This window comes from Micromonospora sp. NPDC005237 (assembly GCF_040607775.1).
In the GTDB taxonomy this organism is placed as follows: domain Bacteria; phylum Actinomycetota; class Actinomycetes; order Mycobacteriales; family Micromonosporaceae; genus Micromonospora.
This window is the reverse complement of the sequence record NZ_JBEXHJ010000002.1, coordinates 765,867-779,816: the sequence shown is the minus strand read 5'-3', so window position 1 is coordinate 779,816 and position 13,950 is coordinate 765,867. Positions and strand designations below refer to the sequence as shown.

General features: G+C 73.7%; 15 protein-coding genes. 9 read left to right on the top strand and 6 right to left on the bottom strand.

Annotated features, from left to right (window positions below; genetic code table 11):
• The first annotated feature begins 12 nt into the window (after nucleotides 1–12).
• The 6 genes from ABZT87_RS08600 (at nucleotide 13) to ABZT87_RS08575 (ending at nucleotide 5,508) form a co-directional block, all read left to right on the top strand.
• On the top strand, nucleotides 13–2,154 hold the full coding sequence (locus ABZT87_RS08600) for a 3-hydroxyacyl-CoA dehydrogenase NAD-binding domain-containing protein (protein WP_355134489.1): 2,142 nt from the start codon (nucleotides 13–15) through the stop codon (nucleotides 2,152–2,154).
• Complete coding sequence (locus tag ABZT87_RS08595) at nucleotides 2,151–3,272, top strand: CaiB/BaiF CoA-transferase family protein (protein ID WP_355134487.1); 1,122 nt, start codon at nucleotides 2,151–2,153, stop codon at nucleotides 3,270–3,272. Before ABZT87_RS08600 ends, ABZT87_RS08595 begins: the two co-directional genes overlap by 4 nt.
• 88 nt (nucleotides 3,273–3,360) lie before the next feature.
• A complete protein-coding gene (locus ABZT87_RS08590) occupies nucleotides 3,361–3,807 on the top strand; it encodes a YbaB/EbfC family nucleoid-associated protein (protein ID WP_354855557.1) in 447 nt (148 codons plus the stop codon).
• Between the two features lie 3 nt (nucleotides 3,808–3,810).
• Nucleotides 3,811–4,152 carry a hypothetical protein gene (locus tag ABZT87_RS08585; protein WP_354855556.1) on the top strand — a complete coding sequence of 114 codons (342 nt, stop codon included), beginning with the start codon at nucleotides 3,811–3,813 and terminating at the stop codon, nucleotides 4,150–4,152.
• Complete coding sequence (locus ABZT87_RS08580; RefSeq protein ID WP_355134485.1) at nucleotides 4,130–5,215, top strand: hypothetical protein; 1,086 nt, start codon at nucleotides 4,130–4,132, stop codon at nucleotides 5,213–5,215. The genes ABZT87_RS08585 and ABZT87_RS08580 overlap by 23 nt, the downstream gene beginning before the upstream one ends.
• A 14-nt stretch (nucleotides 5,216–5,229) precedes the next feature.
• Nucleotides 5,230–5,508, top strand: coding sequence for a hypothetical protein (locus ABZT87_RS08575; RefSeq protein WP_354855554.1), 279 nt, complete (start codon nucleotides 5,230–5,232; stop codon nucleotides 5,506–5,508).
• On the opposite strand, the gene ABZT87_RS08570 is transcribed toward ABZT87_RS08575, so the two are convergent.
• Both ABZT87_RS08570 and ABZT87_RS08565 read right to left on the bottom strand, forming a co-directional pair.
• Entirely contained in the window at nucleotides 5,509–6,363 is an 855-nt protein-coding gene (locus tag ABZT87_RS08570; RefSeq protein ID WP_355134483.1) for a cytochrome c oxidase assembly protein, read from the bottom strand. It abuts the gene before it with no gap.
• Nucleotides 6,360–6,851 carry a DUF2243 domain-containing protein gene (locus tag ABZT87_RS08565; RefSeq protein ID WP_354855552.1) on the bottom strand — a complete coding sequence of 164 codons (492 nt, stop codon included), beginning with the start codon at nucleotides 6,849–6,851 and terminating at the stop codon, nucleotides 6,360–6,362. Before ABZT87_RS08565 ends, ABZT87_RS08570 begins: the two co-directional genes overlap by 4 nt.
• A gap of 138 nt (nucleotides 6,852–6,989) precedes the next feature.
• On the opposite strand from ABZT87_RS08565, the gene ABZT87_RS08560 reads away from it, so the two are divergent.
• The 3 genes from ABZT87_RS08560 (at nucleotide 6,990) to ABZT87_RS08550 (ending at nucleotide 9,995) form a co-directional block, all read left to right on the top strand.
• Nucleotides 6,990–8,231, top strand: a complete 1,242-nt coding sequence (locus tag ABZT87_RS08560) for a DUF2786 domain-containing protein (protein WP_354855551.1) — start codon at nucleotides 6,990–6,992, stop codon at nucleotides 8,229–8,231.
• Between the two features lie 148 nt (nucleotides 8,232–8,379).
• On the top strand, nucleotides 8,380–8,736 hold the full coding sequence (locus tag ABZT87_RS08555) for a YciI family protein (protein ID WP_355134624.1): 357 nt from the start codon (nucleotides 8,380–8,382) through the stop codon (nucleotides 8,734–8,736).
• The gene (locus ABZT87_RS08550; protein WP_355134481.1) at nucleotides 8,733–9,995 is read left to right on the top strand and encodes a DUF6596 domain-containing protein; all 1,263 of its coding nucleotides are present in this window, start codon (nucleotides 8,733–8,735) and stop codon (nucleotides 9,993–9,995) included. Before ABZT87_RS08555 ends, ABZT87_RS08550 begins: the two co-directional genes overlap by 4 nt.
• Before the next feature lie 225 nt (nucleotides 9,996–10,220).
• Here ABZT87_RS08550 and ABZT87_RS08545 read toward each other — a convergent pair whose 3' ends face one another.
• From ABZT87_RS08545 to ABZT87_RS08530, 4 genes are all read right to left on the bottom strand, one after another.
• Nucleotides 10,221–10,394: a CsbD family protein gene (locus ABZT87_RS08545; protein ID WP_139583988.1), complete on the bottom strand. Its 174-nt coding sequence runs from the start codon at nucleotides 10,392–10,394 to the stop codon at nucleotides 10,221–10,223.
• 75 nt (nucleotides 10,395–10,469) lie between these two features.
• Entirely contained in the window at nucleotides 10,470–12,719 is a 2,250-nt protein-coding gene (locus ABZT87_RS08540; protein ID WP_355134479.1) for a heavy metal translocating P-type ATPase, read from the bottom strand.
• A 12-nt stretch (nucleotides 12,720–12,731) separates the two neighbouring features.
• Nucleotides 12,732–13,679 carry a hypothetical protein gene (locus ABZT87_RS08535; protein ID WP_355134622.1) on the bottom strand — a complete coding sequence of 316 codons (948 nt, stop codon included), beginning with the start codon at nucleotides 13,677–13,679 and terminating at the stop codon, nucleotides 12,732–12,734.
• Nucleotides 13,680–13,693: 14 nt separating this feature from the next.
• Nucleotides 13,694–13,903, bottom strand: coding sequence for a copper ion binding protein (locus ABZT87_RS08530; protein ID WP_354855548.1), 210 nt, complete (start codon nucleotides 13,901–13,903; stop codon nucleotides 13,694–13,696).
• Nucleotides 13,904–13,950 lie beyond the last annotated feature (47 nt).

Here is a 13,950-nt window from a genome sequence, read left to right as displayed (position 1 = left end):
GGGACAAGACCAATGACCACCACCATCCGGTACGACCGCGGCGCCGACGGCATCGTCACGCTCACCCTGGACGACCCCGACCAGTCCGCCAACACCATGAACCGGGCGTACGCGGCATCGATGAGCGCCGCGCTGGACCGGCTGGAGGCCGAGGACGATCTCGCTGGCGTCATCGTGACCAGCGCGAAGTCGACGTTCTTCGCCGGCGGCGACCTGCCCGAGATGATCCGCGCCACCCGCGCCGACGCGCCCGCGCTGGCGGACCTGCTCGGCACCATCAAGCGGGACCTGCGCCGACTGGAGACGCTGGGCCGACCGGTCGTCGCGGCGGTCAACGGCTCCGCGCTCGGCGGCGGCCTGGAGATCGCCCTCGCCTGCCACCACCGCATCGCGCTGGACGCGCCCGACTCGCGGCTCGGGCTGCCCGAGGTGACCCTGGGTCTGCTGCCCGGGGCCGGCGGCGTCACCCGGACGGTGCGGATGCTCGGCCTGGCCGGGGCGCTGACCACGGTGCTGCTCACCGGCCGGCGGATGCGTCCGGCCGACGCCCTGGCCGCCGGGATCGTCGACGAGGTCGTCGCCACCGAGGCGGAGATGCTGGATCGCGCGCGGGCCTGGATCGCTGCCAACCCGCACCCGAAGCAGCCGTGGGACCGGCCGGACTATCGGATGCCCGGTGGCACCCCGGCCAGCCGTTCGCTGGCCGCGCAGCTGCCCGCCTTCCCGGCCACCCTGCGCAAGCAGCTCAAGGGGGCCCGGCTGCCCGCGCCCGAGGCGATCCTGGCCACCGCCGTCGAGGGCGCGCAGGTCGACGTGGACACCGCGTTCACCGTGGAGACCCGGCACCTGATCGGCCTGCTCACCGGGCAGGTCGCCAAGAACATGATCGGCGCGTTCTTCTTCGACCTGAAGGCCGTCAACGGCGGTGCCGCCCGACCGGCCGTGGACGTTCCGCCGGTGCGGCGGGTGGCGGTGCTCGGCGCCGGCATGATGGGCGCGGGCATCGCGTACGCCTGCGCCAGCGCCGGCCTCGACGTGGTGGTCCGGGACGTGTCGCCGGAGGCCGCGGGGCGGGCCCGGGAGCACGCCGAACGACTGCTGGCCCGCCGGGTCCGCAAGGGCCGCGCCACGGAAGCCGACGCCCGCGCGGTGCTGGACCGGATCACCACCACCGACCAGGTGGACGCGCTCGCCGGCTGCGACGCCGTCATCGAGGCGGTCTTCGAGGACCCTGCCCTGAAGCAGGCCGTCTTCGCCGAGGTGCTGCCGGTGCTCGCGCCGGGCGCGCTGCTCGCCTCCAACACCTCCACCCTGCCGATCACTCAGCTGGCCGCCGGCGTGGACCGGCCGGCCGACTTCATCGGCATGCACTTCTTCTCGCCGGTGGACCGGATGCCGCTGCTGGAAATCGTGGTGGGCGAGGGCACCGGTGACGCGGCCCTGGCCCGCGCGTTCGACCTGGGCCGGCGGATCGGCAAGACCCCGATCGTGGTCAACGACGGCCGGGGCTTCTTCACCAGCCGCGTCATCGGCCGGTTCATCGACGAGGCGGTCGGCATGGTCGCCGACGGCGTACCCGCCGCGTCGGTGGAGCAGGCCGCGTTGCAGGCCGGCTACCCGACCGGGCCCCTCGCGCTGGCCGACGAGGTGAGCCTCACCCTGATCCAGCGGATCCGCCGCCAGTTCGAGGCGGCCAGCGAGGAGTACCTGCCGCTGCCCGCGCACCGGCTCGTCGACGAGCTGGTCGACGCGTACGACCGGCCGGGCCGCGCCGCCGGACGCGGCTTCTACTCCTACGACGACGGCGTCCGGGGTCGATTGTGGACAGGCCTCGCCGACCTGGTCACCGACGCCGGCCAGGCGGTGCCGTTCACCGACCTCCAGGAACGGATGCTCTTCGCCGAGGCGCTGGACGCGCTGCGCTGCCTCGACGAGGGGGTGCTGCGTACCGAGACCGACGCCAACATCGGCTCGATCTTCGGCATCGGCTTTCCCGCCTGGACGGGCGGCGTGATCCGCTACGTCCGGCAGTACGCGGGCGGCCCGGCCGGGTTCGCGGCCCGCGCCGCCGAGCTGGCCGAACGGTACGGCGACCGGTTCACGCCTCCCGCCGACCTGGCGGACCGGCTCGCTGAGCCGGTTGGCGTCGCGTGACGGCGGCGCGCGGCGGGCCGCTGGCCGGGGTGCTGGTGGTCGAGCTGGCCAGCCTCGCGCCGGCCCCGTTCGGCTGCATGGTGCTCGCCGACCTCGGGGCGGACGTGGTGCGCGTCGACCGGCCGGGCGGCCCGGGAGCCGGGCGCCTCGCCGCGCCGACCGGTGGACCGTTGCAGCGCGGCCGGCGGATCACCGCGCTGGACCTGAAGTCCCCGACCGGTGTGGCCGACCTGCTGCGCCTCGTCGAACGGGCGGACGTGCTCGTCGAGGCGTACCGGCCGGGGGTCGCCGAGCGGCTCGGCTTCGGCCCGGACGTCTGCCAGGCCCGCAACCCCCGGCTGGTGTACGCGCGGATGACCGGCTGGGGCCAGGACGGCCCGCTGGCAGCTCGGGCCGGCCACGACATCGACTACATCGCGGTCGCCGGGGCGCTGGAGCCACTGGGTCGAGCCGACGCACGCCCACACGCGCCGCTGAACCTGATCGGTGACTTCGCCGGCGGCGGCATGTTGCTGGCCGTGGGTGTGCTGGCCGCGCTGCTGGAGCGGGAACGCTCCGGCGTCGGCCAGGTCGTCGACGCGGCCATGGTGGACGGATCGGCGCTGCTCACCTCGTTCCTGCACGGGCTGCTCGGCACCGGCCTGTGGGCCGCCCCGCGCGGGCGGAACCTCCTCGACGGAGGAGCGCCCTTCTACGACACGTACGCCACCGCCGATGGCGGCTTCATGGCCGTCGGCGCGCTGGAGCCGGCCTTCTACGCCGTACTGCTGGCAGGTCTCGGCCTGGCCGACGAGGCGGAGCTGCCCGACCAGTACGACCCGAGCGGCTGGGACGAGCTGCGGAGGCGGTTCACCGAACGGTTCGCCGAGCGGACCCGGGACGAGTGGACGGCGGTCTTCGCCGACCTGGACGCCTGCGTCGCCCCCGTGCTGGCCCCGAATGAGGCGCACCGGCACCCGCACAACGCGGCCCGGGGGACGTTCGTCGAAGTCGACGGCGAGATCCAACCGGCGCCGGCACCCCGCTTCGACCGTACGCCGGCTGGCCCGCCCGCCCCGGCGCCCGATCCGGGGCGCGACGTCGCGCCGGTCGAGGACATTCTGTCCACCTGGGAGTGATCCACAGCCGACTTCCGGGGCAGCCGTGCGGGTGCCGCATTGATACGGTCGTGCACCGACGGTGGACTGCGGACGTGGGGGGACGTGCATGGCGAGCGGGATTGATCCGTCCGGCCTGAGCAGCTCGCTCGAAGAGGCGATGCGCCTGCTGAGCCAGGCAACGGGTGCTGTCACGGCGCAACCGGGTGACGGCGACGGGCCCGCGCCGGACGCCGAGCAGATGGTCGGGCGGGGCACCGGCGGTGACGGTCTCGTCGAGGCGGAGGTCTCCGCGTTCGGCGCCCTGCAGACGCTGGTGATCGACCCGAGCCTGTCCCGGGCCGGCACGAGCACGATCGCCGAGTACGTCCTGGAGGCGGTCCAGGCGGCACAGGCCGACGAGCGCGCCCGCCGGGCCGACCTGACGGCCGGGGCCCAGGTCGACAGCACGGCCCTCACCCAGCAGCTCGAACGGGTCTCCGAGCAGGCGTTCCGTGGCTTCCAACAGATGATCGGTGACCTGGACGCGGCCACCCGCCGGATGGATCGTCGCTGAGCCATGTCCGACGGAATTCAGGTGGACGTCGACGCTCTGCACGCCGCAGCCGCGTCGATCGCGACAACCGGCCAGCAGCTCGGCGAGGCGGTCAGCGGCCTCGAGTCGACGGTGAACGGGGCGGGTAATCCCTGGGGCGCCGACGAGGCGGGCTCCCTCTTCGGGGCCGTGTACGTCGAGGTCCTGACGCATGCGCTCGACGTGTACCGGTCGATGGCCGACCAGTTGTTGGAGGCCGCCGAAAACCTCGACCTCGGTGCCGACGCGCACGAGGCGACCGACCTCGCCAACGCGGAACTCTTCACGAGGATGGAGCTGCCCAGTGGGTATGCAGCTTCCTCCTGAGCTCGCCGAGGCGCTGGGCTGGGTCGGCTTCACCTGGCCGACAGCCGACGAGGAGTTGCTGTTCGAGGCGTCCCAGATGTGGTTCGCGTTCGCCGGCCGGCTGCGGACGGCGGTCGGGGAGGCCCAGGCGGGCGCGGCGCAGGTCAGCACGACCAACAGCGGCGACGACATCCGGGCGTTCGAGCAGGCGTGGCAGGACGAGGAGGGTGCGCCGCGCCGCATGGAGGACGGCGCGCAGGCGGCCGAGCTGATCGGCATGGCGTTGCTGGTGATGGCCATCATCACCCTGACGCAGAAGATCATCGTGATCGTCCAGTTGACGATCCTGGTCATTCAGGTGGCGATCGCGTTGGCGGCGGCGGCACCCAGCTTCGGCGCCTCGCTGGCCCAGATCCCCGTCTCGATCGGCCTGGCCCGGATGGCGATCCAGCGGGTCATCAAGGAGGTCATTGAGAAGGTCGTCAAGGAGATCATCCCGCAGTTGTTGAAGCGCGCGAAGACACTGCTGCGCCGCTTCACCCGAAAGGGCGCGAAGCGCGGCGGCCCGAAGCGGCCCGGCGTGCCCGGCCCGCACACCACCCCGCGCTACTCCAACACCAAGCCGATGCTCGACAAGTACCGCAACGAGCATCTGCCCGGAGGGCACTTTCCGACGGCCGTGCGCCGGCTCAGCCCCGAGGAGCTGGAACAGCACCGGGTCTTCTTCGACAGCAACGGCGTGCTGCGCAGCGCGCGCAACGGCGAGCCGTTCGACACGTCGAGCGCGCAGACCGTGTTCAGCGGAAACGGTCAAGCGATCTTCGTGATGGACCGCAACGGCAACCTCTACGCGTCCAACTACCAGAAGGTCGGCGACTTCCACCACTCCACTCTGGGCGGCGGAAACCCGGTCGCCGCGGCCGGCGAGCTGGTCGTCAAGGACGGTAGGGTCCAGTACGCCACGGCGCGCAGCGGTCATTACCAGCCCGAGCCCAGCCACATGGCCAATCTCGACGCCGAGTTCAAGCGCAACGGCGTCAACGGGGTTCCGATTCTGGGCTGGGATGGCGGCCGGATCTTCTAGGGGAGTCGACGAGCATGGGTACGGACAGTTGGAAGGGCCACGTCAACGGGATCCTCTACGGGGTCCAGTTCGACAGGTCGCTCGACGATTCGGTGGTGACCCGGGTCGCCGACGGGGTGGCCGCCGGGCTCTACCCGGGTGGCCGGGCCGAGACGCGGGACGCGCTGGAGCAGGCGCTGCTCTACTCGGGCCCGCTGAACGACCAGGCCGAGACGCACCACAGCGAGGACGACATCCGCGCGTTCTTCCGGCGGCTCTCCGCCGCCCTGGCGGCCCCGCCCGCACAGAGTTGATCAAGAGGTTCGCGTCACGGCATCGCGGTGTCGTGACGCGAAACTCCTGTTCACCAGGGGTGGGCGGGAGCGGTGGTACCAGGTTGCGAAGAGTGCCACCGCCAGCAGCAGCTCCGCGACGTCGCCGCCGTAGTACATGAGGTGGGCGGCCGATCCGAACGCCGCGGCGTCCGGGTCGGTCAGCCCCGGGGGCAGGGTACCGGCCTGCGCGTAGAGGTACTTGGCGAGCGCGGCGTGGCCAGCCGACGCGCCGAGCAGCGCGCCGACCCGCACGGCCAGCCCGGGGCGGCGGGGCGCGGGGTCCGGCCCGGCCAGCGACCAGGCGAACAGGTAGCCCGCGCCCAGGTAGTGCAGGTGTACGCCGTGGTGCAGGGCTGGCTGGCGTTCCGCCGTCGCGTACAGCGGGGTGAGCAGCACCAGCGCCAGCCCACCCGTGCTCAGCAGCGCGGCGGTGACCGGGTGGGCGATCAGGTGCAGCGCGCGGGCGCGCAGCAGCCGGCCCACCCGCCGACGCGTCGAGGTGGGCGCGACGTGCAGCAGCAGCGTCACCGGGGCGCCGAGGACCAGCCCGAGCGGTGCCAACATGCCGAGCAGCAGGTGCTGCGCCATGTGCCCGCGCGGGTCGTCCGAGAGGTGGGCCAGCGGCCCGACCGCGACCGCCAGCACGGTGCACCCGGCCAGCCAGGCGACGGTACGCCGATGGTCCCAGCCACGCGGGTCGCGTACGGCGGCCAGCAGGTAGCCGACGGCCAGCACCGCGACCGGGAGCAGCGGCAACCAGCCCGGCCCGTCCGCCGGGTGGCCCCCGTGCGCCCATGGCACCACCGCCGCCCGGCCCGGGGCGACTGCCGTCACCGGGGGCCGTCATCCGGTCGGCGGGACCGCGTCCGCCAGACCAGCGCCGCGCCGGCCAGCAGCAGGACCGCGCCGCCCACGTTCCACACCACGTCGTACGGCACCAGGTGGACGCCGTAGCGGATCTGGTGCACCCGGAGCACCTTGTGGTCGACCAGCCCGTCGAAGAGCTGGAATCCTCCGGCGCCGAGCAGGAAGCCACCCCAGACCAGCCGGGGTGACAGGGCCAGCCGTCGGCGCAGATCGGCGAACCAGAAGAACCCACCGACCAGGGCGATCACCTCAGCGGCGTGCAGCAGCCCGTCCGAGAGCAGCGCCACCGACGGGGTGGACCGGTCGTAGAAGTGGTGCCAGGCCAGCAACTGGTGAAAGACGATCTCGTCCACGGCGGCCATGATCGCGACCCCGATCAGGACGCCCGCGAGCGTGGACGACCGGCGGTCCGGCGCGGCGACGGGACGCCCCCGCGGCAGGCTCGAACCGACCACCACACACCTCGCATCCGCCCGGGTCACGGCCGAACTACCCCAAACTGGCCGAGTCATGCCCGCCGAAGCCGTGCCGGCATGATCATTGGGTGGGGCGGCCGGATGCCTCGCCGGCAGCGGAGACCGAAGGGGGTGCCTGTGCCGGACGCGGACGAACTCGTCGCCGACGCGCTCGCGGCGGTGCGCGGCACCGACGTACGACAGGCCGAACGGCAGCTGGACCGGCTGATGGTCGGCACCGGCGCGGCGGACGGCGCCACGGCGGTGGACGCGGCCCTGCGGCGTCGGCTGGTCCGTGGCCTCGGGCAGCTCTGGCCACGCGGCTGGCAGCCGGTCGACGTGCACCGGATCACCGCGCGGCGGCTCGACGCACGGGCGGCCCGGCTGGTCCGGGACGCGCTGGCCGCTCAGCGACGCGAGCAGGCCGGGCCGGTCCCCGACTGGTGGGACGACCAGCTACGTGCTCTGGCCGCCGAGGGCCGGGACGACGGCGACGACCTGCTGGCCGCCTGGACCGCCGCGGAGGGACTGGACCGGGCCGACGCTCTCCGCGCCGCTGTCGACGTGCTCGCGCTGGTGGAGAGCCTGCCGCCGATCGCGGTGCTACGCCCGCCGCCCGGCTCGACCGGGGCGACGATCCCCCGCACTGCCGGTACGGTCCGCAGCGGGTCGCCGATGCTGGACCGGGTACGCGCGCTGCTCGCGAAGGCCGAGTCGACCACCTTCCCGGCCGAGGCGGAGGCGTTGACCGGGAAGGCGCAGGAACTGATCGCCCGGCACAGCATCGACGAGGCGTTGCTGGCCGCCGGGGCGGAGCCCGGCGATGTGCCGGGCGGGGTCCGGCTGGGCACCGAGACCCCGTACGCGGGGGCGAAGGCGCTGCTGGTGCAGGAGGTGGCGGCGGCGAACCGGTGCGAGGCGGTCTGGTCCGACGACCTCGGTTTCACCACCGTGCTGGGGTGGCCGGCGGACCTCGTGGCGGTGGAACTGCTCTACACCTCGCTGCTGGTGCAGGCCACCGCCGCGATGCTGCGCGGGCGCACCGAGCGCCGGCCGGGGTCGGGCCGGCGGACGAAGGTGTGGGACGAGTCCTTCCTCAACGCGTTCGCGCTGCGGATCGGTGAGCGGCTGCGCGCGGCCACCGAGGCGGCCGACCAGGCGGCTGCCGAGACGGCCGGCCCGGAGCGTCTGCTACCGGTGCTCGCCGCCCGTGGCGAGGCGGTCCAGGAGCGGCTGGGCGCCCTCTTTCCGGGTGTCACCCGACACCGGCTCAGCGTCCGCGACGCCGAGGGCTGGTCGTCCGGCACCTCGGCCGCCGACCGTGCCGCGCTCGACCTCGGCGGCGGCCAGCGGCCTCGACAGGTGCCGGGCCGACCCTGATCCGCACGGCGTGGGACCACCGCCGGAGAGTCTTTCTGCGATTTTCTTCGGTACGCGGTAGGGAACGGGGTCTCGGCTCCGACCCTCCGGTGAGCCGCGCCCAAACCGGGAGGCGGCCAGCCAAGCGAGGAGCATCGCCGTGAAGTACATGCTGCTGATCTGGAACCGGCCCGGCTTCACCGAGGAGTTGACCGAAGAGGACCGTAACGCCCTGTTCGGCGAGGTGGACGAGATCATGAAGGAGCTGACCGAGAGCGGCGAGCTGGTCGACGGCCAGGCGCTGGCCAACCCGTCGCAGACGCAGACGGTCCGGCTCGCCGGCGGTCACCCGGAAATCGTCGACGGGCCGTTCATGGAGAGCAAGGAGCAGTTCGCCGGCTACCTGACCGTCGACTGCGACAGCCCGCAGCGGGCCGCCGAGATCGCCGCCCGGTGGCCGGACGTGCGCTTCGGCGGGGCGATGGAGGTCCGCCCGATCATGGAGCAGGCCGGGACGGAGATGTGACCGACGACCGGACGGTCGAGGATCTGCTGCGCACGCTCGCGCCGCAGGTCCTCGGCCTGCTGGTCCGCCGGCACGGCCAGTTCGACAGGTGCGAGGACGCGGTCCAGGAGGCGTTGCTCGCCGCCGCGACGCAGTGGCCCGCGCAGGGCGTACCGGACAATCCGCGCGCATGGTTGCTCACCGTGGCCACCCGCCGGCTCACCGACGAGTGGCGCAGCGAGAGCGCCCGCCGGGACCGCGAGGTGGCGGTGGCGCTGCGCGAGCCGGCGTACGCCCAGGTGGCGCCGGCGGCCGACGCGGAGCCGGCAGTGGCGGACGCGGACGACACCCTCACCCTGCTCTTCCTCTGCTGCCATCCGGCGCTGGCGCCCTCGGCGCAGGTGGCGCTGACCCTGCGGGCGGCCGGCGGGCTCAGCACCGCCCAGATCGCCCGGGCGCACCTGCTGCCCGAGGCGACGATGAGCCAGCGGATCCGGCGGGCCAAGCAGCGAATCGAGGCCGCCGGGGCCCGGTTCCTGATGCCCGGGCCGGGTGAGCGCGGCGAGCGGCTGCGGACCGTGCTCCGGGTGCTCTACCTGATCTTCAACGAGGGGTACACCGCGTCCAGCGGACCGGATCTGCGACGGGCCGAGCTGACCGGCGAGGCGATCCGACTGGCCCGCGTCCTGCACGGGCTGCTGCCCGACGACGGTGAGGTGACCGGGCTGCTGGCGCTGATGCTGCTCACCGACGCGCACCGGGCGGCCCGGGTCGGCGAGAACGGCGAGTTGGTGCCGCTGACCGAGCAGGACCGCACCCGGTGGGACGCCGGTGCCATCGCGGAGGGAGTCGCCCTGGTCACCGAGGCGCTGACCTGGTCGCCGCCCGGCCCGTACCAGCTCCAGGCGGCGATCGCGGCGGTGCATGCCGAGGCGCCGACGGCCGCGGAGACGGACTGGGCGCAGATCGTGGCGCTCTACCGGCTGCTGGCCCGGATCGCTCCGAACCCGATGGTCACGCTCAACCAGGCGGTGGCCGTGGCCATGGTGGACGGGCCGCGGGCGGGGCTCGCCCTGCTCACCCCGCTGGACGCCGACGAGCGGATGGCCGGGCACCACCGGCTCGCCGCGGTCCGGGCGCACCTGCTGGAGCTGGCCGGGGAGCCGGGCGCGGCACGGGAGGCGTACCTGGCGGCCGCGCGCGGCACGACGAGCCTGCCCGAGCAGCGCTACCTGGAGCTGAGAGCCGCCCGGCTGGCGGGCCGGCCGTCACGCACCTGACGTACCGCGTGTCGCGCTGACCACGACACGGCCCGGTCGCCGCGCGGCGCTGTCGCGCGGCGACCGGGGTGTCGGTCAGCTCGACACGTCGACGGCCGGGCAGCGGGTGCCCCGGGCGGGCACCACCTGGTCGATCAGGGGGGATCTCAGGGTTCACGGCCCCGGGCACACAGCACGCCGGGCCGGTGAATGATCACCGGCCCGGCGTGCGGGTTACGTCGTACGTCAGCTCTTGAAAGCGTCCTTGATCTTCTCGCCCGCCTGCTTGAGCTTGGCCGTGGACTGGTCTGCGCGCCCCTCGGCCTCGAGCTGCTCGTTGTCGGTGGCCCGACCGGCGCCTTCCTTGAGCTTGCCGGCCGCGTCCTCGCTGGCGTTGTTGATCTTGTCATCGATACCCATGTGCCAACCTCCATTGCGAGCGTCGCTACGACCTCAGCAGTACCCCCGCAGTCCACCGCCCAACCATCACCGCCGTCACAATCCGCGATCGGCGGCGGAACGGAACCGGCGCAGGCGCAGGCTGTTGGCCACCACGAAGACCGAGGACAGCGCCATGGTGGCACCGGCGATCATCGGGTTGAGCAGGCCGGCGGCGGCCAGCGGCAGCGCCGCCACGTTGTAGCCGAAGGCCCAGAACAGGTTGCCCCGGATGATCCCGAGCGTGCGCCGGGACAGCCGGATGGCGTCCACCGCCGCGTCCAGGTCGCCCCGGACGAGCGTGAGATCGGACGCCTCGATCGCCACGTCGGTGCCGGTGCCCATCGCCAGCCCCAGATCGGCCTGGGCCAACGCCGGCGCGTCGTTCACCCCGTCGCCGACCATCGCCACCGACCGCCCCTGCGCCTGGAGCCGCCGGACGACGTCGACCTTGCCGGCGGGCAGCACCTCGGCGATCACCTCGTCGATGCCCACCTCGGCGGCGACCGCCCCGGCCACGGTGGGGTTGTCCCCGGTCAGCAGGACCGGGGTGAGCCCCAGGGCGCGCAGCCGGGCCACGGCCGTCCGGCTGGTCGGCCGGACCACGTCGGCGACCGCGAGCACGCCCCGCGCCCGTCCGTCCCAGCCGGCGACGATCGCCGTACGCCCGGCGGCCTCCGCGTCACGCACGGCCAGATCGACCTCCGGCGGTACGTCGACACCGCGCTCGCGCAGCAGCCGGAGCCGGCCGACCAGCACGGTCCGACCGTCGACTGTGCCGGTGACGCCCAACCCTTCGAGGTTGGCGAAGCCGGTAACCGGGGGCAGCGCTCCGGCCTCGGCGGCGCCCGCGGCGACGGCCCGGGCGATCGGGTGCTCGGAGGCGGCCTCCACGGCCCCGGCGAGCCGGAGCAGCTCGGCGCGGTCCTCGCCGCTCGCCGGCACGACGTCCACCAGGGTCATCCGGCCGGTCGTCACGGTTCCGGTCTTGTCCAGCACGACGGTGTCGACGCGACGGGTGGACTCCAGCACCTCCGGCCCCTTGATCAGCACGCCGAGCTGGGCGCCGCGACCGGTGCCGACCAGCAGCGCGGTCGGCGTGGCCAGGCCGAGGGCACACGGGCAGGCGATGATCAGCACGGCCACCGCGGCGGTGAACGCGGTGGTCGGACCGGCTCCGGTGCCGAGCCACCAGCCGAGGGTGCCCACCGCGAGGGTGATGACGATCGGCACGAAGACGCCGGAGATCCGGTCGGCCAGCCGCTGCACGGCCGCCTTGCCGCTCTGCGCCTGCTCGACGAGGTCGGCCATCCGGGCGAGCTGGGTGTCCGCGCCGACCCGGGTGGCGGTGACGACCAGCCGGCCGCCCGCGTTGATCGTGGCGCCGACCACACCGTCGCCCGGGCCGACCTCGACCGGCACCGACTCGCCGGTCAGCATGCTGGCGTCGACGGCGGACGTGCCCTCGTCGACGACCCCGTCGGTGGCGATCTTCTCGCCGGGGCGGACCACGAACCGGTCACCGACGACGAGCCGGTCCACCGGGATCCGGGTCTCCACCCCGTCGCGCAGCACCGCCACGTCCCGGGCGCCGAGTTCGAGAAGGGCGCGCAGGGCCGCCCCGGCGGTCCGCTTGGATCGGGCCTCGAAGTAGCGGCCGGCCAGGATGAACACGGTCACCCCGGCGGCCGCCTCCAGGTAGATGTTGCCGGCGCCGTCGGTGCGGGTGATGGCGAAGCGGAAGGGATGCGTCATCCCGGGTATCCCGGCGTCGCCCAGGAAGAGCGCCCAGAGCGACCAGCCGAACGCGGCCAGGGTGCCCAGCGAGACCAGGGTGTCCATGGTCGCGGCGCCGTGCCGCAGGTTGGTCCACGCGGCCCGGTGGAACGGCAGCCCGCCCCAGACCACCACCGGGGCGGCGAGGGTCAGCGAGAGCCACTGCCAGTAGTCGAACTGCCAGGGCGGCACCATGGCCAGCAGGACCACCGGCACGCTGAGCACCGCCGACACCCACAGACGGGTACGCGGACCCCGCAGCGGGTCGACCGGCTGCTCGGTCGTCGGCGGAGCCGGCAGGGCCGCCGTGTAGCCGGTCTTCTGCACCGTGTCGATCAGGTCGTCCGGGGTGACGCTGTCGACGTACCGGACGGTGGCCTTCTCGGTGGCGTAGTTGACGGTGGCGCTCACCCCGTCCATCCGGTTCAGCTTCTTCTCGATCCGGGCGGCGCAGGCGGCGCAGGTCATTCCCCCGATGGCCAGCTCGATCCGGTTCGGCGCCTCGGGCAGTGGTCTGCTGGTGGTGGTCATCGTCCGATCCCGTCAGTTGTGCCCGTGGCCGGGGGTGCCGTGCTCGGTCGGCGCCGGCCCGCTCGGAGTGGGGTCGCCCCCGGTCGTGGCGGTGCCGGCGACGACGGTGAACTCGGCGGTGTGCACCCGCCCGCCGTGCCGGAAGTCGAGGTAGAGCCGGTAGCTGCCGGCCGAGGGCACCTCGGCGAGGAAGGTGACCTCCGGACCGGGCCGGGTGCGCCCGTCGCCGGGTGTTCCGTCCGGGTGTACGTGCAGGTACGCGAGATCGCCCCGGCGCAGCGCCACCAGGTGCCCGTACGCGCCCAGGTAGGGCTCCAGGTCGGTGACCGGTCGCCCGTCGCGGCTGACGCTCAGGGTGAGTGACGAGGTGCGGCCGGGCTGCGGCACGCCGGCCAGGGTGACGGTGTAGCCGTCGACCGTGGTGCTGGTGGCCGGGGCGGGCAGCGGCCGTTCGGTCAGCTCACCGGGGACGGTCACGTCCACCCCGAGGGTCAGCGCCTCGCCCCCGGTCGGCGTGAAGTCGGCGAACGCCCGCCACTGCCCCGGGCCGTCCAGCGGGGTGTCGACCCGCCAGGTGCCGTCCGGGGCGAGGTCGGGGTGCACGTGGCGGAAGCCGGACAGGTCCCGCCGGGCGACGATCAGGTGCATCCGCTTGTCGTGTGCCACGTCGTACCCGGTCACCGGGCGGCCGTCCGGCCCGCCGATCCGGAAGGCGAACTCACCGGCCGGAGCGGCGACCGGAACGAGCGTGTAGCCACGGTCGGAGACGAGCAGACCGCCGGGAGTCCGGTCGGTCACCTCGTCGTGCGCGGTGGGGCCCGAGCTGTGGGCGACGCCGCCGTCGGGCCGACTCTCGGCGACCGGGGCGGCCGGGTCGACCACCCGGCCGATCCCGTACGCCGCGCCGAAGACCGCCGCGAGACCGAGGGCGAACCCGCCCATTCTGGTCACCGTGTTCATCCCGGGCTTCCCGCTCACGCCTCGACGAGGTCGTAACCGGCCTCGTCGACCGCCGCCCGGACGGACTCCGCGTCCACGGGTTGCTCGCTGGTGACGGTGACCCGGCCGGTGGCGAGATCCACCTGCACGTCGCGCACCCCGGCGATGGCGCCCACCTCGGCGCTGACCGCGCTGACGCAGTGCCCGCAGGTCATGCCCCGCACCTGGAACGTCGTGTCGACCATCGAATCTCTCCCTTCGTCGCCTGCCAGCCTATACCCCCCAGGGGTAA